We start from the raw sequence: 20564 nt of genomic DNA, 5'->3' as shown, positions 1-20564 counted from the left end.
GTATTTTTAACCAATCATATAATAATTTTTCAGGAAAATACTCCAACTTTTTGACATTATCATCAATTAAATAACAATAGGGCACTATCATTTCACAAGTTGAATTTTCCAAATCAGTAAAAGACAAATTCGCCAAAATCACTTCTTTGCCCAAACTTTTCAAATAAAAATACAAAGGAATGGCGGTAACAATGTCATAACCACCGCCACACCCTGCCAATAAATAGCGTTGTCCTTGTGGGATTTTTTGAAAAAAAGGGGAGTTGCATAATCAATTCTAATTTATTAACTGTCAAAATATTATACCCCAAACCCCCACCGTTTACCACTTCCCCCACCCCCAAAAACCTGCTATAATAACCCCCTTTACCCAAAGCACTTCGTATGTGCTTTTACTTTATTTTTTTAAATCCACTGGTAGCGGTCAAATATTTGATTGTAGCAAATATCACTGCCAACGCCAAATTTAGGAGAACTACTATGGTCGCAATCACACTTCCCAATGGCGATGTTAAGCAATTTGACGGTGCCACCACCGTGATGGAAATCGCCCAAAGCATCGGTGCAGGACTTGCCAAAGCGTGTGTGGCAGGCATTGTCAATGGCAAACTTGTGGACGCCTGCGACCCCATTAACGCCGATGCAAGCGTGCAAATCATCACCCCAAAAGACGATGCAGGCGTGGAGATTATCCGCCATTCGTGCGCCCACCTTTTAGGACATGCCGTCAAACAGTTATTTCCAGAGGTCAAAATGGTCATCGGACCTGTGATTGATGACGGATTTTATTATGATATTTATAGCGAAAAACCCTTTACTCAAGACGACATGGCAATGATTGAAGAGCGAATGACCAAGCTCATCAATCAAGATTACGATGTCATCAAAAAAATGACGCCAAGAGATGAAGTCATCGAAATATTTAAAAATCGTGGCGAAGACTATAAATTACGCCTAATTGATGACATGCCAGACGAAACACAAATGGGTCTATATTATCATCAAGAATACATCGACATGTGTCGTGGACCTCATGTACCAAACACTCGCTTTTTAAAGGCGTTCAAACTCACCAAAATGAGCGGTGCATACTGGCGAGGAGACGCCAAAAACGAGCAATTACAACGCATTTATGGCACAGCGTGGGCGGACAAAAAAGAACTGCAAGCCTACATCAAACGCATAGAAGAAGCCGAAAAACGCGACCACCGCAAAATCGGCAAAGCCCTAAATCTGTTTCATTTGCAAGAAGAAGCCCCTGGAATGGTGTTTTGGCACCCCAATGGCTGGACGGTGTGGCAAGTGCTTGAACAATATATGCGTAAAGTCCAAAAAGACAACGGCTATCTTGAAATCAAAACACCACAAGTTGTGGACAGAAGCCTATGGGAAAAGTCAGGACATTGGGAAAATTATGGCGATATGATGTTTACCACATCGTCAGAAAAGCGGGACTATGCCGTCAAGCCAATGAACTGCCCTTGCCACGTGCAGGTCTTTAATCAAGGCTTAAAGTCCTATCGTGATTTACCCCTACGCCTTGCCGAATTTGGCTCGTGCCACCGTAACGAACCGTCAGGCAGTCTACACGGCATCATGCGGGTGCGTGGCTTTGTGCAGGACGACGCCCATATTTTCTGCTCGCACGAACAAATCCGAAACGAAGCCCAAGCCTTTATTAAGCTCACCCTTCAAGTTTATAAAGATTTTGGCTTTGACGAAGTGCAAATGAAACTCTCCACCCGCCCCGAAAAACGAGTCGGTGCAGACGAGCTGTGGGACGATGCCGAAAAAGCCCTAGCGGACGCTTTGGACACCGCAGGGCTTGCGTGGGAGCTACAAGCAGGCGAAGGGGCGTTTTATGGTCCCAAGATTGAATTTAGCTTAAAAGACTGCTTGGGGCGCGTGTGGCAATGTGGTACGCTACAACTGGATTTTAACTTACCTGAACGATTGGGGGCAGAATACATTGATGAACACGGCGAGAGAGTGCGTCCTGTGATGCTCCACCGTGCGATTTTGGGGTCGTTTGAGAGATTTATCGGTATCTTGATTGAGCATTATGCAGGTTGGTTCCCTGCGTGGCTTGCTCCCCAGCAAGTCGTGGTAATGAACATCACCGACAAACAAGCGGACGCAGTAGAAAGCACCGTAAAAGCCTTGCAAAATCAAGGGTTTAGAGCCATTAGCGATTTGCGTAACGAAAAAATCGGCTTTAAAATCCGTGAACGCACCCTAGAACGCATTCCCTTTATGCTCGTTTTGGGCGATAAAGAAGTGGAAAGTGGCACGATCAATGTCCGCACCCGTGAAGGTGAAAACTTGGGTAGTATGAGCCTAGATGAGTTTGTCAAAGTGCTGGATACAGCGATTGATAAAAAAGGTAGGGTTGAAGTGAAAGCGGAATAATACCAAAAAACAAGCTCCAAAATTTTAGGGCTTGTTTTGCTTTTGTCACTCTAATTTTTAAGGTGCTCACTGATGTCTGACAATTTCACTCAATTAAACGCAATGATTACCAATATTGATTTAAAAAACCATCTCAACCAATTATCACAACAAGAATTGGCTTATCTGCAAATCATTCCCCCAAGTTGGATGCAAGGTTTAGAATATTCTGCCTATTTAGAACAGCTCAATCATTTATCATATTTGTATAAAAATGGTAGAATTGTGATGGCACATATTGTCCAAGCCAATAGAATGTTGTTTTCTGATGATAATACACATTCTTGCCCTGCTGAAATCGTTTATGACATTAACGGTCAAACCAGCATTGATGAATTATCACAAATCGCTCACCAACTATTCAGCTTAAAACACACTACACCTGATGACCCCGAATTAAAAAAATATGCTGAACATATTACCAATGAGCGTACACAATTATTTTCTCGTGTGCCAAAAGTTTTGACCGAAAAAGAATTGGTAACAACCACAATGTTTATTTGGCGACCGCATTTGCCCAATGGAGTTTTATCAATAGGCTATTTCCCAATTTTAATTAGCGATACTCGTCAAGGAATAGCAACTGTATTACCTGCAAGATTTTGGAAAAATAGTGATTTGTATCAAGATTGGATTTCTTATAATGATATGGATATGATCAATGCTTTTTTAAAAATGAGCAAAGTTAATCATATTTGGCAAGAATTTCAAGATTACGCAAAACCAACTGCACAGGATTTTAATTTACTTAATCAAATGATTGGTAATGAAATTGATGTTTCGAAGAAATCTGTAAATTTTTTACAACAATGTATTGATACAATTAAAGAAGACTATGAAGAAAATCACATACCAATCAAGAAAAATAAACCAAATTTTTTGAATAAAATAAAATCTTGATTTGGATATTGACTAATAAGGTGTGCATAATGTATTTTTTAATCTACAACTTCATCGGCCCACTAAAATCATCTGCCATAAATTTAACCAACCCTTCCGCCTCCACCAAGCGGTCGCTCTTGGAGGGGGTTAAGAAGTTCATAAAAGGCTTGTATTTTTTGCAGATTTGTTATGATAATAAGAATGTTTTTTAAGGAATATTTATGAAAAGTTTAAAAGCTGTATTATTGTGTGGGCTAATGGCAATAAGCGGGCAAAGTTTTGCCAAACCACCCACAGACATAGAAATCAAATTTAAAAAGGGCGATTATTGTGCCATCTATCAAATTGATACTCGTAGCGACCTGCATATTTATTTAAACAAAAATCAAAAATTTACCATTAATTTAATTGCAGGCATTGCAAAACCCTACCTTACCAACAGCAAAGGTAGTGGCGTTGAATATGATTATAGCAAAGTATATAGTCAAAAATACGACACCAACCAATCGCAATGGAAATATCATATTGCAAGCAAGGGAAAATATACGATTGGATTTGACATACCGCACGACAGCCATACTTATGCCGAACTTGAATTTTGTGCTTATTGATTTTAAAAAATTGTTTTTCTGGTTTTTTAGGATATAATTTCTACAACCCATGTTAATACTAAGGATATTTTATGAAAACATTTAAAGTTTTAGCCTTCTGTGCGTTTATGGTGGTGAGTGGGCAAAGTTTTGCCAAGAACAATCCCATCTCCTTTACCAAAGGTAGCCATTGTGGTAGCTTTGAGAGGGATTATACAAACCGAACTTTTACTTTAAATACCAAAGCCAACCAAACCATTTATGTTACTATTAGAGAAAACGCTCGTGATGTTGAGGATATTAAAATCATAGACCCAAAAGGTCGCACTACCTATGCAGACGGTGCGGAGCTTGATTTTACCACCAAAGTCAAAGGCGTGCATAAAATCAAGATTATCCCTTATAATGATGCAGGTTGGGCAAATATTGAATTTTGTGCTTATTAACCAGCAGTTTATATGAAAAAATTAGCATTTGCTCTAATATTAAGCTTTGCTAGCATATCTGCCCACGCTCAAACCTGCAAAGTAACCGACCCAACAGGCACACCGCTCAATGTACGAGCCACACCAAACGGCAAAATTATTGGTAAAATCAAAAATAATACAACCGTTTATGTTAGTGAATATGCCTATGACGACAAAGGTCGCCCTTGGATAATGGTGTTTAACGCCAAAACCAGTAAATATATCGGATGGGTATACCGGGAATTTATCAGTTGTTATTGATTTTTAAAAATCCATTCAAGAAATTGAGTGGATTTTTTTAAATCCGTATTACCAAATAACAGGTAAATCATATTTGGCACAATACCCATCAGAACTAGAGCATGTTGAACTTTACTAGAGCATGCTGAACTTTATTAACAAAACAAAAAACGATTTTGGTACAATGCAAGCTCTAACCCAAACAAAGCACCAAAATCGTCATGGCTCGCACCTTACTCACAAATGAACAATGGCACAAGTTAAAAATTATTCTACTACAACTTGGTATCTACAACAAGCACAATCTTAGATTAACCGTAGAAGGCATTTTGTTTCGCATTCGTACAGGCATACCTTGGAGAGACCCACCCAAATGTTTTGGTTGCCACAACACCATTTACAAAACCTTTGTGCGTTGGTATAAGCTGGGTAAGCTCATGAAATTGTTTCAATGCCTATCCAAAGAAGCTGATACTGAGTGGGTGTTTATAGATGGTAGTTACATCAAAGCCCATATCAACATGCTTGTAATGTTGCTAACAAGACAGAACAAGGCATTGGTAAAAGTGTGGGTGGTAACACCACAAAGATTCATCTTGTGGTAGATGCTTGCGGTAACCCTATTGATTTTCTCATCACAGGTGGACAAGTTCATGATGTTAAGGTTGCTCCACAGCTTATAGAGCAAAACAAACAAGTTTTATCAAAGCATACAGAAGCATTAAGTGCGGATATTGGCTACGACTGTGATGAGCTAAGGGGGTAAATTAAACAAACCAATACAACACCCAACATATCAAAACGCAGTAATAGCAAAAGTAAAAACCGAAACCCAATAGATGACTACTTGTATAAACTAAGACACCTAGTGGAAAATGCCTTTGAAACATGCAAAAGATTTAGAGCAGTTGCTACAAGGTATATGGGGTACTGATTAAATCTGCATAAGTGAGTATAGAAGAGACTGGCGAGCCAAGACCAATGATGGCAAGGGCTAGGGCAAGACAAGCAAGCTAATTATGCAGATAAAAGCCCAAATCCAAAATGAGAAAAAACAATCAAAAATGATAGAAAAATGATAAAAATATGTGCATATTTGATAGGCGTTTAAACGATGTTTAAACAATTTTGAAAGCGACCTTAAATGGGTCGCTTTTTTGTGGGTGTAGCAGGGCTAGCGGGGTAAGTCTATGCCGATGTGGACGACCTGCCCCATGACTTCAAAGAAGCCTTGATTGGATAGTCTAGACTTGTCCAGCTCTCGTGTTTTGTAGTCGGGGTTGTCGCTGATAAGCTCTATGCCACCGCCAATGATACGCTTGATACGCTTGACATACAGCTCATCATCAGCCCGAACAACATATATCTTACCGTCTGAGATGTGGGTCTGTGAGCGGTCAAGCAGTAGCAGGGAGTTATCAGGAATGGTCGGCTCCATGCTGTCCCCCTTGGTGTATAGCCCCACTACCTTGGCAGGTGAGAGCCGACGTTCAGTGAACCACCAAGACGGGAACTTCAAGCGACACGAGACATTCTCTTCAAACACCGCACTACCCACACCTGCACTGGCAAGCACGTCATAGACCAGTACGTCTTCGTACTCTTCATCGCTATTACTGTCAATCAGTGGCGATGTGATTTCACCAAAGATAAGGAACTGAGGACTTGTTTTGTATAGCTTGGCAAGCTTACCTAGGGCTTCAATGGACGCTTCTGTCGCCCCATTTTCCCATTGTTGAAGTGTGGTTCTGCTTACTCCGATTTTGACACAAGCGGAGTCCCTTGAAAAGCCAGCCTGTTCTCTGGCACTTCTTAAACGTTCACCAATCTGAGTTCTTTTCATGAGCAACCATAAAACAGTTTATTGGTTCAAACTGTTTTATTTTAACAATTTTTATTGTTGTAAAACAGTTTGATAAAACCATATGAAAATCAATTATTTACAATTATTCTTGTAAATAAGACCAAAAATTTAAGTATTTTGGTATATAAAACAGTTTACTTGTACAAGTAAAACAGTTATAATGTATGCATTCAGTAAGTAAAAATGGTTAATAATTGGAGTAACTGAATGCACACAAACACAAACCAAAAAATTTGCCAACCTACTCGTGAGGATTGGCATCAGGCTGATATTGTGGCGAGCCTTAAAAAGGCAGGCACAAATCTGTCGGCATTGTCAGAGAAGCACGGTTACAGCCGTAACAATCTACGCAATGCCTTGTATCGTAAATATCCGAAAGCGGAACAGATTATCGCACAGGCAATAGGCGTTGCCCCTGAGGAAATCTGGCCCAGTCGTTATGCGTAATATCATCAATCAGAAAAATGGTTAAAAGTATGAAAAAATGGTATTCAGCACAAGAACTAACGGATTTACAGTTAGATAGTCTACCAAAATCCAAATCAAATGTCATCAATTTTTTGAAAAAAAATGATGTCGCCAATCAAAAACGCCAAGGCAAAGGCGGTGGTCTTGAATATGCCTTTGACGGTTTGCCTAAAAAGGTGCAAGCAGAAATCAAAGCTCGCCAAACGGCAGAGCTGATGAAAGCGTCTAAATCTAAGGCGGTGGCGGTGGTCAAGCGTGAGCGAGAGTTTGGCGAGCTTGATGATAAAGACCGTGAACGTGTGGACAATCGCCTACTGATGTGCTTGCTCGTGGAGCAGTATATAGAAGAGCTTGGCACGCAAGATAAGGCTCTGGACTGGGTCAGCAAGATGTCCAAACAAAATGCCTTGCCTATCCAAAATGGGCTTGACTATAACGAGGTGTGCCAAAACGCCAAAGCCAGTCGTGTGGGTGGCGTGGGTGTGGGTAAGCGACAACTGCATGGTTGGCTACTTGAACACAAAAAGGCAAGCACACCAACGCAAAGACTGCATCATCTTGCCCCTGCCAAACAGGGTCGCCCTGTGATGAGCGTGCTTAGTATTGGTTGGATTTTGGATTTTTTGGCGGTGTATCGCAACCCCAACGGCTTGTCGGTGTCGGTCGCCTACCGTATCTTTGCCGTGCAATACGCCCAAAAGGTGGGGCATGAGAATGTGCCTAGCCTTGCACAGGTAAGAAACGCACTTAGTAAAGTGCCACTTGCTGAGCGAGAGCGTGGACGGCTGACAGGGTCGGAGTACAAAAAGATTTTGCCTTATGTTAAGAGAGACTGGAACGCTGACTGGTTTATGAACAACGATGTGTGGGTGGGCGATGGCCATAGCCTTAAACTCAAAGTCAAGCACCCAGACGGCAAAACGGTCATCACACCTGAGCTTACCGTCATTATGGACGCTCCGTCTCGTTTTATCGTGGGTTGGTCGTTGTCATTTAGTGAAAGTGGCTTTGCGGTACTGGACGCTCTACGCATGGGCTGGCAGGAATATGGATTTAATAAAATCTATTTTAGTGATAACGGCTCGGGGGAGTTTAATGAAATGCTTGATAATGAAGTAACAGGCATTTTGCCGAGAATGGGGGTTACGCACAAAACAGGTATTCCTGGTAATCCGCAAGGGCGTGGCATTATTGAGCGGTTTATGAAAGATGTGCCGAAAATGATTGCCCAAAGTTTTGCCAGTTATACAGGCAAAAGTGGCGATAAAAGCACCCAACACCTACGCCCACGCCAAGACAGACAAGCAAACTGGCTGTTATTCTTTATCGTGCTACACGTGATACATCTTATCATTGCTTTGATACGTTTTATTTAACCACCCCAACCCATCAACCCATGGAGAATGTTATGACTAACCCAACCCCAAACACCCAAACCGCCCCTGAGGGCTATGTGAGGGTGTTTTTTTGATAAAAATTTACCATTTTTATTTGACAAATAGGCGATAATCGCCTATAATACACCACATAAGCCAAGCAATCCTGCTGGGGCAAAACGCTAAGGAGCGACCATGAACAACCCAACCCTTAACCGAGAAATCAAAATGGCAGAGCTAGAACGCATTAAGCTAGAAACTGAAAAAATGAGAGTTGAGGCAGAAAAGTTAAGAGCTGAAACCTACAAGATTCAAAAGGAAACACGGTATTATCCCGCCATAGGCATAGTTATTGCCGTCATCGCCTTAATCGCAGCCATTGCAAGCCCCATCATTACCTACCTACTTACCAAATAACCCAATAGCCCCAATTAGGGGTTATTTTACAAGGACAATCCAATGAAACCCAACGCCCAAACGTCTTATAATCCCGACCCTGACTATTTGCGTGAGCTTATCGCCAAAACAGGCTTGACCCAAAAAGCCGTTGCCGAGCTTGTGGGGGTTAGCCCACGCATGATGAGAAGTTATTTGACATTTACGGACAATACCACTTATCAAAAAGCCCCTTATGCGGTGCAGTTTGCCATTGAGTGCCTTGCCAGTCAATAAAATAACCCCTGAACCCCGTCATCTTACCGCCATTTTAAACACCCTTTAAAATCCCCTTAAACCAACTTTAAGGGGATTTTTATGTCAAATAACCTACCTGCTGGCTATATCACAGAGCATTTTAGCCTAGCCGAACTTACCCGCTCAAACACCGCTGTGCGCGAGAACATCAACAACACGCCTCATGACATCGCCCTGCAAAATCTAAAAGCGTCTGCCAAAAACCTTTGGCAACCTGTACGAGAGCTACTAAACGCCCCCGTGCTTGTTAGCAGTGGCTACCGCTCAGAGCGACTAAACAATCGTATCGGAGGGGCGAAAAACTCAGCTCATAAATATGGGTTAGCGATTGATTTTATCGCCCCACGTTTTGGCAATACCCGAAAAATTGCTAAGTTTTTGGTGGCGGAACTGACTGCAAGAAATATTAAATTTGACCAGATTATTCTAGAATTCCCTGACAGTGCAGGCTCATGGATTCATCTTGGCTATAAAAGCCCTAACGGGGGGCAGCGTGGTCAGGTACTGACGGCGGTCAAGCGCGGCGGCAGAACTGTGTATTTGCAGGGTTTGCACTAGGGGTCAAGCATGAAACTACAACTTGTCGCAAACTGGCGTAAGGGTTGGCAGTGGTTTAGCACATGGGCGTTTATGCTGATTGTGTTTTTGGCGACCACGCCCCTACCGCCTGAGCTAACGAGCATGCTACCGCCCATCATGCAGGACAAACTCACCGCAGTCGTGGCGGCGTGTGGTCTGATACTGCGGTTTGTCAGTCAAAGTAAGCCAAGCAGAGACGGACATGGGCGAGAGTATCGCACCCAAGCAGATGACCAAGATGAGACAGGAGGTGTGCCATGACCGACCTAATCGACCGTGCCACCGCCCAATCCGAGCAAATCTTAGCCATACAAATCAAGCACGCCCAACGCCACGCCACGCCCAATGACATCACCGAGTGCATAGACTGTGGCGAGCCAATCGGCAAGGTGCGAAAGCAAGCCCTGCCCCATGCCGTGCGGTGTGTTGGCTGTCAGTGGACGCATGAGCGGACACATGAGACAGGAGGCAGACGATGAGTGATACTTATGTTGTCTTGACGATTAGCATTGTGGCGACCATTGTCCAAGCGATTTTTTGGCGGTGGGTTGCCACGTTGTCATCAAGCCAAGACGAAAATCGGCTACAAATTAGCACCTTAAAATCAGAAGTCAGTGATTTGCGTGCCGAGATGTACCGAAATTACCAATCAAAAAGCGACGCCCACATTGACAATCAGCGTATCTTAGACAGCCTTAGCGACCTAAAAGCCGATGTCAAAGAGCTGGGGCATAAACTAGACAAAAAGGCGGACAAATGAGCGATGATAATGGGCATGATGAACCAATAAATACCGCCGTCAAAAACTTGGTGCTAACCCACAGAGCCAGTCCTGCCCGTCCCATGGGGCAGATGATGATTATCAAGGCGTATCCATCCGTATTGCTACGGGGTAAAAATTGGGCGTTTTTGGGGCAGTTTATCAAACGCTATGCTCAGCCGTATGTCGTGGGTAAGCAAGGCGGATTTAGCATGATTGAGAGCTTTACCGCTAGACTGTTTGAGTTTATCAATGGCGGGGCAACTGGCATTGGGGTAGATGATGACATTAACATCCATCAGCTAAGTGCGGACGGTTCGGCTTTTGAAATGGCAGAGCGTATGGCAAACAGCCGTATCCAAAAGCTTCTATTAGGACGTGTTAAAACGTCAGAGTTATCTAGCGGTAGCCGTGCATCCCAAGAGACAGACGACAAAACCCGCATTGACCGTATCGGCTCGTACTTAGAACTTGCCAAAGAGGCGATAAATCACGCCCTAAACGCCATGATGGCGGTCAATGCCCACTACGGCACGCCCCTTGTGTCGGGTGGGCAGGTGTGGTTTGACTGGAAAAACGAGAAAGCGGTGGATAAGATGCGAGCCGAGCGAGATAAGCTGTATCTGGACACAGGGACGATAGTTTTAACGTCTGATTATTACAAAGACGTGGTGGGCTTTGAAGAACATCACTTTAAGATTGTAGAGCCTAGCCCTGCCACCGAGCCACAGAATATGCCGTTATCCATGCTGTTATCAGATACACATGATGATACAAGCCATAACCATGACGATGATGAGTCGTTGAGTGATAAGCAGATTAAGATTGCCAATGATAAAGCCGAAAAGGTGCTGGCATTGGTTAGAGACGTGGACGACTTTGCAACGTTTCAAAAAAGACTGGCAAACCTTGATTTGACTGATGATGACTTTGTAGATGAGCTTGCCAGACAAAACTTAACAGCTTATGTGGACGGCTTGACAGGCAAGGCCCATGCCGATGGGCAAATGGGGGTATAGCATGCCAGAGATTAACCATGAGCGACTGCCAAACAAAGAAGCCATTGCCAGCTTTGGTGGTAAAGCCCTACTGACTGCTCAGCACCATGCAGAATTAAAAGCGTATGAACACGCCTTAGCCTTTACCGTGGCTCGTATCGCTGATAAGGACATGCTAACCGAAGTCCACAAGGCGATGAAGCAGGCGATAGAGAACGGCACCAGTTTTGCCGATTTTAAAAAACAGCTTAGACCGTACCTTATGGCAAAGGGCTGGCTTGCCCCGACTTTTAAAAATGACAACGTGGACGATGACAAAGAGACGTTTAGAGATTATCAAAAACACCTAGGTCATCGCTTGCGGACAATCTACCATACTAACAAAGCCACCGCCTATGCAGGCGGACAATGGGAACGCATACAGCGTACCAAGGAGTTGTTGCCTTATTTGCAATATATGCCAAGTGTATCGGTAAATAAGCGAGACAACCATAGGCAATTTTATGACATGGTACGCCCTGTGGACGACCCCATTTGGGCAAGTATCATGCCCCCCAATGACTTTGGGTGCAAATGCTGGGTCAAACAGCTTACCAAAACCCGTGCCGAAAAAATCCTAAATGAACAAGCCGAAAAAGGCATCGTCTATGACATTGAAATGGAAGAGGTCAAACACCCCCTAACAGGCGAGATGATGACCGTGCCAAAGGGCGTGCATTTTAGCTTTAATCATAATCATGATAGGCTGACAGCTCTGTTGAAGTTGGCGGAGGAGAAGCATGGTTTGGCGTTTGGGCTTGATGCACAAACTACCCTAAAATCATTTATGGTAAGCTATGCAACACAGACAGGGTTTGTACAAACAGCAGATTTTGGTGGCATTGTCTATCGTGAGTCTGAAAAATTAAGACTTGAACAAGAGCTAAATGGCAGTACACGACCTTTTGAAGGCATGGTGGCAGATGAATGGCAACAAAAGTTTGATGTAGAGCTGGTGCGATTTAACCCTAATATTCACAAAGTCATGTTATCAAATGAAAAAACAGGCACGCCAAAATCCGCAGACTATGCCGTAATTGCCAAAGACAGCGAACCCAAAGACTGGGTAACGATTGATTTTTTATTTGCCTTTGACAACACGCAAGCAAAAGAAATGGCTTACCAAATTTTTGAAAGCAAGAAAAAACGCCATGCTGATGCTTGGGATAGGGTTAAAGACACGATAGATGAACATTTATTGAAGGCGGATATTGTACCAATGGATTTACGCAAAGCAGATGCAAGAATTGCTACAAAAATCATCGCTTATGTGCTATCATTACCCAAAGAAAAACAAAAACAGATTGTGTTTGTTGTGGAGTAATCATCATGACAATGTTATACATTAACGAATATAACCACTCGGATAAGACAGAAAACCTTGCGATAGATTTAGATGACCGCTCTGGTAAGTTTTTATTTGACTTGTTGCTTGACCCTATCTCAAACAGTATGGCAAAACAAGGCGACAATGAGTGGGGGGTAGATTATCAGTTGTGGTGGAATATTGCAGAAAGTCAATCGTTAAATGACCTGCCTAGCGATATTTTTATGCAGGCTTATGGACTTATCCAAAAATCTGACAATCAAGACCTAAAACCTTTCATGCCAGAGATTTTGCAAAAAATGCAAGCCGACCCACGTTTTAAAAAGGTGTAATGATGAATATAGAAAAAGAGTTAATAAAGCAGATTTTTTTGAGCATTTATAATGGCGATATTGGTAGTCTGCATCTAGCATTCAAACAAGCCAAAATCATTGCCGACTGCCTAACGACAGGCTATGTACCCAGTAATGAAAGTTTGTTTAAAATGCTAGATAACCAAGATGATTTTAGACTTTATGAGCGTTAAGCACCCCCAAAACATCAAGATATATCGTAACAATACAATCTTTTGGATTATCTTTTAGCTCTTTGGTGAGTCTTAGATTGTTTTGTGATTGTGGGTTATTGATAATGAGCTTGGTAAGCTCCAAGGCGATGTTCTCGTTGGTTTCGTTGGTGTCTGGATGATTTGACATAAGTTCTCCGTTGTTCTTTGCAATGACCGCCCTATCTGACACATGGGGCGTTTTTTATTATAGCACAGGGGTGAATCCAAAGCCCTACTTTGAACCTGCCCCCAAATTGGGGTTTTTTTATGATTTTTTGACCCCACCGCCAAAACCTGCCCCAAAGATAGCGTTTAAATTTTGCTGTAACCCCTTTAAATTTGTTAGAATAAAATTTTTGCACCCATTGCACCACGTCAATTTTATCACGCCAAAAATCCCCTTAAAATCGCTTATGGGGCGTGCCTGTCTTTTTGGGCTGTCTATACCTACCGCCAAACCGCCATTTTTGGCGAAATCAAGCCCTTTTTACTCTGTCAAAATCGGCTGTAACCCTTGATTTAAACAAGTTTAAACGCTCTTTTAGGGTGCTTTAAACAACATCCCTGAACCCCGTCATCTTATCGCCCCTACTGTGGCTCTTGCCCTACCTAATGTGGGCTACATCGCAGGGGATAATGACGGTATTGTAACAGTGGGCGGTGTCCCTGCCCGCCGTGAAATGGTGGTGTTTAATATGGATTTGTCGGTGCATTCACGCTTTTACAGTCTTGACAACGGGCATTATCTGATTAACAATCTTGACCCAAATCAGCAGTATCTCATCATGGCACGAGACCTGCCCCCATCCGATGGGGTGGAGCGTTACGAACCTGCCACTTGGGATTATGTAACCCCCATGAGCGACAAAACCCAAGCCGAGCAAATGGAACTGTGGCAGTCATGGCAGACCTGACCCGTGATAAATTGCCCTTGCCACTGACACGGCGGATAAGCGACAGACCACCGTCCGACCGCTTACCGCTTACCCTAAATCGTAAGTTAAGCACGCTGGATGTGGTCTTGCCAACACCGATTGACCCAACACCTAAGCCCACTGACCCAACCCCAAAAAGACAAAACCCTGTCATGGCAGAGTTTGATAGCCTAATATCTGACCCACAGGGCGTGAATATGGGCAGACAAGTGAGTATAGCAAGTGATGAGGTGGCACGGGCGTATAGTGTGGTGTATGGTGATACGCTAACAATGGCTTATGGGCGTGATATGTCTACTCGTCATTTTGCCCCTGTTGCTAGTGGGGCAGATAGTGCTATGGGTACGCCTTATCTGATTGGCAGTGTCTATCAGCACACATGGCAAGCTCTCATGGCACTTCACCACGCTCATCACATCAGCGTGAGCGATGGTGTGGGACTGTTTAGTTGTAATCTTGTCAAATATGGGGCTAAGGGCTATTTGCAGGGCGGTACGCAGGGCAATTTATCAGACGTGGCAGGACTATTTGGCGATAACACCCACCAAGCAGGCAGTACGCTGATTGCTCGCCCTAGCACACACACGATAACCCACAGCACTCCTGTGCCATGTCGTTATTATCCTGTGCCAGAGCCTGAGCCTGACAAGCCCGTCTCGTATTGTCGTATCAGACCACCATCTGACCGCCTGCCACTGGCTTTAAGACGCAAACGAGGCGAGCACCCTGCGGGTGCCTTGCCCCTACCGCTTATTTGTTGGCATGACTTACCACCGACTGCCACCCCCAATTTAGGAGCTTATATCGTGCATAATACCATCACTGCAACCATCGGTGGGGTCAATGTCAATCCCTTGTCATTTAGCATTAAGACCGACATGGACAGCTTTTGTTGGCAAGGACAAATTGAAATCCCCACCAAAGACTTTGATAAAATCAAAGACAAGCTAGGCAGCCGTGGTAATGAGCCGATGATTAGCGTGGTCATTAACAACCACCGCTTTGTCATCATTGCTGAGGAGCTTAGCAAAAACCGCTCATTTGTCAATCACAGCTACACGTTATCAGGACGAAGTGTTACCGCTCGCCTGTCAGCAGACTATGCGACAAATAAACAAGGCGGGTTAAATCAAGCCCTCTACGCCAGTCAGCTTATCATGAGTGCGATGGTAAATACAGGCATGACGGCAGAATATCAAGCCCCTGATTGGCTGATTAAAAAAGGGGTATATAGTACCGACAAAACCCCGATGGGGGTAATACATGATGTGGCAGAGGCGTGTGGGGCGTTTGTGTATTCGCATCCGCACGAGCCAAGCCTTGTCATTAAACCTCGCTACAAAGTGCCTGCGTGGAAGCTTGCCACGGCTGAACCTGCTTTAATCCTTGCTCTTGACCCTGTAAAAAGCATCAGTGAGCAACAAAGAGTAAGTCCTCTTTATGATAATGTGTGGCTGACCAGTACAAGCCGTCTTGATAACGTCTATCGCAGACAGTCGGCACGCATGACAGAGGCACCCACACAGTCTGACGAGCTATTGACCGACCAAATCGCCACCATTGCCAAAGGCGTGCAAATACTGTCAGAATCAGGCACGCACATGGACATGACGGTAACGACACGTTGGGCGGATAAATACGGCTTGCCCCTTGCGGTGGTGGGCGATGTTTGGCAAATCAACGATGACGGCGGTTATAAGGCAGTGGTGGTCAGTGTTGAGGTGCAGGTCAAGGTGGAAAATGGCGTGCCGACCATTTGGCAGGTGGTAGGGCTTGATAGGTATATGGGAAATTAATAGCCGATTATATTATACATTAATGCTCTAAAAAGTCAATAATTCAAAGGCAAAAAAAATGAATTTATATCAAACATTTAGCAAGCTCTTTGCCACACCCAAAGGCGTGGCACAAATCACAGGTCAAAAGGGGCAAGGCGTGGTGGTCGGGCAGACACTCGGTGGGGTGTTTGTCGTGCTAAACGGACAGGCAGAGGTGGGCGATATGGTCTATTATGACCGACAGACTCATGAAATCACAGGGCAAGCTCCGCAGGGGGAGCGAGGGGAGTTTGGGGTGTAAGTTTGTTAGATTAATATCTGCATACTGTGATAAAAATATCTGCATAATTGAGTTTTCTTTATGCAGAAATTTTTGCGATTTTATGCAGATATTTTTGCGATTTTACAGGTATGATAAGCTACTGGTGTGTTATCAAGGTACAGTGGCTTTGGCTTTTGTTTGTCAGTGGGTGAGATTGTTGTGAATGTTCGACATGGTATACACAAATTCAAGGATTTTAAAAACCAAAACCCCCTCTATCAATGACAGAGAGGGCTAAATAAGGTGCTGACGATGACCTACTCTCGCATGGGCAAACCACACTACCATCGGCGCTAAGACGTTTCACTTCTGAGTTCGGGAAGGGATCAGGTGGTTCCATCTTGCTATTGTCGTCAGCGTAAAAGGATTAACAACGCTGCTTATGAGTCTGTTGTTTTATTTTTTACTTTAAATTTAATTTTTAAAGTTTTAACTTTTTAAGTTAAGTTATTCAAGATTGATTCAAGCTTGTTAGGTAAAATCTTTACACTTATCTCATACTAAACCACTTGGGTGTTGTATGGTCAAGCCAAACGAGCAATTAGTATTGGTTAGCTACACATGTCACCATGCTTCCACACCCAACCTATCAACGTCGTAGTCTACAACGGCTCTTTAGGGAAATCTTATCTTGAGGTGGGCTTCCCGCTTAGATGCTTTCAGCGGTTATCCCATCCGAACATAGCTACCCGGCAATGCGACTGGCGTCACAACCGGAACACCAGAGGTTCGTCCACTCTGGTCCTCTCGTACTAGGAGCAGATCCTCTCAAATTTCCAACGCCCACGGTAGATAGGGACCGAACTGTCTCACGACGTTCTAAACCCAGCTCGCGTACCTCTTTAAATGGCGAACAGCCATACCCTTGGGACCTGCTTCAGCCCCAGGATGAGATGAGCCGACATCGAGGTGCCAAACACCGCCGTCGATATGAACTCTTGGGCGGTATCAGCCTGTTATCCCCAGAGTACCTTTTATCCGTTGAGCGATGGCCCTTCCATACAGAACCACCGGATCACTAAGACCTACTTTCGTACCTGCTCGACTTGTGGGTCTCGCAGTTAAGCGCGCTTTTGCCTTTATACTCTTTGAACGATTTCCGACCGTTCTGAGCGCACCTTCGTACTCCTCCGTTACTCTTTAGGAGGAGACCGCCCCAGTCAAACTACCCACCATACATTGTCCTTGATGTTGTTACATCTAAGTTAGAACCCCAACATAACCAGGGTGGTATTTCAAGGATGGCTCCATGGCAACTGGCGTCGCCACTTCAAAGCCTCCCACCTATCCTACACAAGTTAGGTCAAAGTTCAATGTAAAGCTGTAGTAAAGGTTCACGGGGTCTTTCCGTCTAGCCGCGGGTACACAGCATCTTCACTGCGATTTCGATTTCACTGAGTCTCTGCTGGAGACAGCGCTGCCATCATTATGCCATTCGTGCAGGTCGGAACTTACCCGACAAGGAATTTCGCTACCTTAGGACCGTTATAGTTACGGCCGCCGTTTACTGGGGCTTCGATCAAGAGCTTCGCATACGCTAACCCCATCAATTAACCTTCCAGCACCGGGCAGGCATCACACCCTATACGTCCACTTTCGTGTTTGCAGAGTGCTGTGTTTTTAATAAACAGTTGCAGCAGCCTGGTATCTGCGACTGCCAACAGCTCAAAGAGCAAGTCTTATCACCATCGGCAGCGTACCTTCTCCCGAAGTTACGGTACCATTTTGCCTAGTTCCTTCAGCAGAGTTCTCTCAAGCGCCTTGATATTCTCTACCTGACCACCTGTGTCGGTTTCGGGTACGATTTGTTTATGACTATCGCTTAGAAGCTTTTCCTGGAAGCATGGTATTTGCCACTTTGCCAGTAAACTGGCTTGCTATCAGATCTCAGTAATAGTCTAGCGGATTTGCCTACTAAACCTACCTACATCCTTTCACCTGGACAACCAACGCCAGGCTGACATAACCTTCTCCGTCCCTCCATCGCATCATAAACAAGTATTGGAATATTAACCAATTTCCCATCGACTACGCCTTTCGGCCTCGCCTTAGGGGTCGACTCACCCAGCCTCGATTAACGTTGGACTGGAACCCTTGGTCTTCCGGCGAACGGGCTTTTCACCCGTTTTGTCGTTACTCACGTCAGCATTCGCTCTTGTGATACCTCCAGCATGCTTTACAACACACCTTCACAGGCTTACACAACGCTCCCCTACCACTTAATTGAAACAATTAAATCCGCAGCTTCGGCTCCTAGTTTGAGCCCCGTTACATCTTCCGCGCAGGCCGACTCGACTAGTGAGCTATTACGCTTTCTTTAAAGGGTGGCTGCTTCTAAGCCAACCTCCTAGCTGTCTGTGCCTTCCCACATCGTTTCCCACTTAACTAGGAATTTGGGGCCTTAGCTGGCGGTCTGGGTTGTTTCCCTCTTGACGACGAACGTTAGCACCCGCCGTCTGTCTCCCGGATAGTACTCATCGGTATTCGGAGTTTGCATCGGTTTGGTAAGTCGGGATGACCCCCTAGCCGAAACAGTGCTCTACCCCCAATGGTATTCGTCCGAGGCGCTACCTAAATAGCTTTCGGGGAGAACCAGCTATCACCGAGTTTGATTAGCCTTTCACCCCTATCCACAAGTCATCCCCTGGCTTTTCAACGACAGTGGGTTCGGTCCTCCGGTGCCTGTTACGGCACTTTCAACCTGCTCATGGATAGATCACTCGGTTTCGGGTCTATACCCTGCAACTTAATCGCCCTATTAAGACTCGGTTTCCCTACGGCTCCCCTAAACGGTTAACCTTGCTACAGAATATAAGTCGCTGACCCATTATACAAAAGGTACGCCGTCACCCGACCACTTAATCACTCTGCTTCGCATCGTAATTAAGTGATCGGGCAAGCCCGACTTAGCTTATTTACGATACTTTGTCATTTTATGATGACTCAAACTGTGATTTAATGCGGTTCATTAAGAAAGTTCGCACTTTGCCATTATTTTTTGTGGCGTGTTCTCGCTTTCTTGCCACTTTCTCACTTATATAGGCTTCACAATAAACGATTTTCCAAGTCCTACCACGAGTTGCGGTAGTTTGACCTGTATTATGTGCTTCAATTCTCTGCTTTAAGTTGGAAGTAAACCCAACATAAAAGTCATTTTGATTATTGATGTTTTGTAGAACATATACATAATAAAAGTTCATTGTTATCCTCAAAGCGATTAAGTGGTCGGGCTCCGACTGCTTGTATGCACACGGTTTCAGGTTCTATTTCACTCCCCTAACAGGGGTTCTTTTCGCCTTTCCCTCACGGTACTGGTTCACTATCGGTCAGTCAGGAGTATTTAGCCTTGGAGGATGGTCCCCCCATCTTCAGACAAGATTTCACGTGTCTCGCCCTACTTAATATGTCGCATTTGCAGTTTCGCATACAGGACTATCACCTACTATGGTTGGCTTTCCCACGCCATTTTGCTACTACAAGTTTGATCGGCTCCTCCCCGTTCGCTCGCCGCTACTTGGGGAATCTCTATTGATGTCTTTTCCTCGGGGTACTGAGATGTTTCACTTCTCCCGGTTTGCCTCCTAACCAAAGGTTAGGATAGCCAACTTATGTTGGCTGGGTTTCCCCATTCAGAAATCGCCGGGTCACAGGATATTGCCACCTCACCGACGCTTATCGCAGGCTATCACGTCTTTCATCGCCTCTGACTGCCAAGGCATCCACCATGTGCACTTCATTACTTGACCATACAACCCCAAGCAGTCTTGGTGTCATAAGGGTAATGTGTAACGATTTACCTATGTTTACGCTTGATTCAGTTTTCTTTACTTTATCCGACCACTCATCTTACTTAAATTTTAAATAAAACCTAAAAGATGTGGAGTAGTGGTCGGGATGGTTAATTATTTGTTGGAATTAAATAATTAACCCAGACTCATAGTTACGTTGTTAAATAATGTAATTAACTTCATCAGTTAATTGTAAGTTATCTACATAAAGTAGAATTAAGAAATCTAATTGTATGCTGTTTAATTTGATTGCTTAGTTCTAATTTATTGTAAGTGGTGGAGTTAAGGAGAGTCGAACTCCTGACCTCCTGCGTGCAAGGCAGGCGCTCTACCAACTGAGCTATAACCCCATAAATGGTGGGTCTAATAAGACTTGAACTTATGACCCCCGCCTTATCAAGGCGGTGCTCTAACCAACTGAGCTATAGACCCAATTTAACTTACGCTACTAAGAACAACTTGT

Annotated in this window: 25 protein-coding genes, 2 tRNA genes and 2 rRNA genes; 23 read left to right on the top strand and 6 right to left on the bottom strand. The window is 44.2% G+C overall.

All coding sequences use genetic code 11. From position 1 onward, the window contains the following. The first annotated feature begins 480 nt into the window (after positions 1 to 480). From thrS to LP107_RS14410, 7 genes are all read left to right on the top strand, one after another. Complete coding sequence (thrS, locus tag LP107_RS02410) at positions 481 to 2409, top strand: threonine--tRNA ligase (protein WP_112741808.1); 1929 nt, start codon at positions 481 to 483, stop codon at positions 2407 to 2409. Between the two features lie 72 nt (positions 2410 to 2481). Then, positions 2482 to 3348, top strand: coding sequence for a hypothetical protein (locus LP107_RS02405; protein ID WP_112741807.1), 867 nt, complete (start codon positions 2482 to 2484; stop codon positions 3346 to 3348). Positions 3349 to 3551: 203 nt separating this feature from the next. Then, on the top strand, positions 3552 to 3941 hold the full coding sequence (locus tag LP107_RS02400) for a hypothetical protein (protein ID WP_078275177.1): 390 nt from the start codon (positions 3552 to 3554) through the stop codon (positions 3939 to 3941). Between the two features lie 71 nt (positions 3942 to 4012). Next, on the top strand, positions 4013 to 4366 hold the full coding sequence (locus LP107_RS02395; protein ID WP_078275178.1) for a hypothetical protein: 354 nt from the start codon (positions 4013 to 4015) through the stop codon (positions 4364 to 4366). A gap of 12 nt (positions 4367 to 4378) precedes the next feature. After that, positions 4379 to 4648, top strand: a complete 270-nt coding sequence (locus LP107_RS02390) for an SH3 domain-containing protein (RefSeq protein WP_078275179.1) — start codon at positions 4379 to 4381, stop codon at positions 4646 to 4648. A gap of 200 nt (positions 4649 to 4848) precedes the next feature. After that, complete coding sequence (locus LP107_RS14415) at positions 4849 to 5232, top strand: transposase (protein ID WP_420029494.1); 384 nt, start codon at positions 4849 to 4851, stop codon at positions 5230 to 5232. Further along, complete coding sequence (locus LP107_RS14410) at positions 5196 to 5393, top strand: transposase (protein ID WP_420029493.1); 198 nt, start codon at positions 5196 to 5198, stop codon at positions 5391 to 5393. Before LP107_RS14415 ends, LP107_RS14410 begins: the two co-directional genes overlap by 37 nt. 408 nt (positions 5394 to 5801) lie before the next feature. Here LP107_RS14410 and LP107_RS02380 read toward each other — a convergent pair whose 3' ends face one another. Continuing rightward, on the bottom strand, positions 5802 to 6470 hold the full coding sequence (locus LP107_RS02380) for an XRE family transcriptional regulator (protein WP_112741806.1): 669 nt from the start codon (positions 6468 to 6470) through the stop codon (positions 5802 to 5804). A 228-nt stretch (positions 6471 to 6698) separates the two neighbouring features. On the opposite strand from LP107_RS02380, the gene LP107_RS02375 reads away from it, so the two are divergent. From LP107_RS02375 to LP107_RS02320, 12 genes are all read left to right on the top strand, one after another. Continuing rightward, complete coding sequence (locus tag LP107_RS02375; RefSeq protein ID WP_112741805.1) at positions 6699 to 6938, top strand: helix-turn-helix domain-containing protein; 240 nt, start codon at positions 6699 to 6701, stop codon at positions 6936 to 6938. Between the two features lie 29 nt (positions 6939 to 6967). Beyond that, complete coding sequence (locus LP107_RS02370; RefSeq protein WP_162860340.1) at positions 6968 to 8335, top strand: DDE-type integrase/transposase/recombinase; 1368 nt, start codon at positions 6968 to 6970, stop codon at positions 8333 to 8335. A 195-nt stretch (positions 8336 to 8530) separates the two neighbouring features. Continuing rightward, positions 8531 to 8752, top strand: coding sequence for a hypothetical protein (locus LP107_RS02365; protein ID WP_036387886.1), 222 nt, complete (start codon positions 8531 to 8533; stop codon positions 8750 to 8752). Between the two features lie 42 nt (positions 8753 to 8794). Then, on the top strand, positions 8795 to 9007 hold the full coding sequence (locus tag LP107_RS02360; protein ID WP_112741803.1) for a helix-turn-helix domain-containing protein: 213 nt from the start codon (positions 8795 to 8797) through the stop codon (positions 9005 to 9007). A gap of 81 nt (positions 9008 to 9088) precedes the next feature. Then, positions 9089 to 9586 (top strand): D-Ala-D-Ala carboxypeptidase family metallohydrolase, encoded by a 498-nt coding sequence (locus LP107_RS02355; RefSeq protein ID WP_112741802.1) that lies wholly within the window; start codon positions 9089 to 9091, stop codon positions 9584 to 9586. A 9-nt stretch (positions 9587 to 9595) separates the two neighbouring features. Continuing rightward, a complete protein-coding gene (locus LP107_RS02350) occupies positions 9596 to 9868 on the top strand; it encodes a DUF7940 domain-containing protein (RefSeq protein ID WP_112741801.1) in 273 nt (90 codons plus the stop codon). Further along, positions 9865 to 10086, top strand: coding sequence for a TraR/DksA C4-type zinc finger protein (locus LP107_RS02345; protein ID WP_079326755.1), 222 nt, complete (start codon positions 9865 to 9867; stop codon positions 10084 to 10086). The genes LP107_RS02350 and LP107_RS02345 overlap by 4 nt, the downstream gene beginning before the upstream one ends. Beyond that, entirely contained in the window at positions 10083 to 10367 is a 285-nt protein-coding gene (locus LP107_RS02340) for a hypothetical protein (protein WP_079326756.1), read from the top strand. Before LP107_RS02345 ends, LP107_RS02340 begins: the two co-directional genes overlap by 4 nt. Beyond that, positions 10364 to 11386: a phage portal protein family protein gene (locus tag LP107_RS02335; protein WP_112741800.1), complete on the top strand. Its 1023-nt coding sequence runs from the start codon at positions 10364 to 10366 to the stop codon at positions 11384 to 11386. The genes LP107_RS02340 and LP107_RS02335 overlap by 4 nt, the downstream gene beginning before the upstream one ends. Before the next feature lies 1 nt (position 11387). Beyond that, on the top strand, positions 11388 to 12728 hold the full coding sequence (locus tag LP107_RS02330; protein ID WP_158079697.1) for a phage minor head protein: 1341 nt from the start codon (positions 11388 to 11390) through the stop codon (positions 12726 to 12728). 5 nt (positions 12729 to 12733) lie between these two features. Further along, entirely contained in the window at positions 12734 to 13063 is a 330-nt protein-coding gene (locus LP107_RS02325) for a hypothetical protein (RefSeq protein WP_078274953.1), read from the top strand. A 2-nt stretch (positions 13064 to 13065) separates the two neighbouring features. After that, entirely contained in the window at positions 13066 to 13257 is a 192-nt protein-coding gene (locus LP107_RS02320) for a hypothetical protein (protein ID WP_078274952.1), read from the top strand. Here the strand turns inward: LP107_RS02320 and LP107_RS02315 are convergent. Beyond that, positions 13238 to 13426 (bottom strand): hypothetical protein, encoded by a 189-nt coding sequence (locus LP107_RS02315; RefSeq protein WP_078274951.1) that lies wholly within the window; start codon positions 13424 to 13426, stop codon positions 13238 to 13240. The genes LP107_RS02320 and LP107_RS02315 overlap by 20 nt on opposite strands. A gap of 22 nt (positions 13427 to 13448) precedes the next feature. Here LP107_RS02315 and LP107_RS02310 point away from each other — a divergent pair, with 22 nt between their 5' ends. The 4 genes from LP107_RS02310 to LP107_RS02295 all read left to right on the top strand — a co-directional run bounded on the left by LP107_RS02310 (position 13449) and on the right by LP107_RS02295 (position 16292). Beyond that, positions 13449 to 13796 carry a hypothetical protein gene (locus tag LP107_RS02310; protein WP_078274950.1) on the top strand — a complete coding sequence of 116 codons (348 nt, stop codon included), beginning with the start codon at positions 13449 to 13451 and terminating at the stop codon, positions 13794 to 13796. Between the two features lie 75 nt (positions 13797 to 13871). Further along, positions 13872 to 14192, top strand: a complete 321-nt coding sequence (locus LP107_RS02305; RefSeq protein WP_112741799.1) for a hypothetical protein — start codon at positions 13872 to 13874, stop codon at positions 14190 to 14192. Further along, entirely contained in the window at positions 14180 to 16009 is a 1830-nt protein-coding gene (locus LP107_RS02300; protein ID WP_078274936.1) for a hypothetical protein, read from the top strand. Before LP107_RS02305 ends, LP107_RS02300 begins: the two co-directional genes overlap by 13 nt. 58 nt (positions 16010 to 16067) lie before the next feature. Continuing rightward, complete coding sequence (locus LP107_RS02295; protein WP_078274935.1) at positions 16068 to 16292, top strand: DUF2190 family protein; 225 nt, start codon at positions 16068 to 16070, stop codon at positions 16290 to 16292. A gap of 265 nt (positions 16293 to 16557) precedes the next feature. On the opposite strand, the gene rrf is transcribed toward LP107_RS02295, so the two are convergent. From rrf to LP107_RS02275, 4 genes are all read right to left on the bottom strand, one after another. Then, positions 16558 to 16671, bottom strand: a 5S ribosomal RNA gene (rrf, locus tag LP107_RS02290). A 162-nt stretch (positions 16672 to 16833) separates the two neighbouring features. Continuing rightward, positions 16834 to 20059: ribosomal RNA gene (locus tag LP107_RS02285) — 23S ribosomal RNA — on the bottom strand. 316 nt (positions 20060 to 20375) lie between these two features. Then, a tRNA-Ala gene (locus LP107_RS02280) sits at positions 20376 to 20451 on the bottom strand. A gap of 5 nt (positions 20452 to 20456) precedes the next feature. Beyond that, positions 20457 to 20533 (bottom strand) — tRNA-Ile (locus LP107_RS02275). Between the last annotated feature and the right edge of the window lie 31 nt (positions 20534 to 20564).

It is taken from the genome of Moraxella bovis, assembly GCF_025985205.1.
In the GTDB taxonomy this organism is placed as follows: Bacteria; Pseudomonadota; Gammaproteobacteria; order Pseudomonadales; family Moraxellaceae; genus Moraxella; species Moraxella bovis.
This window is presented reverse-complemented; position numbering and strand designations above follow the sequence as displayed.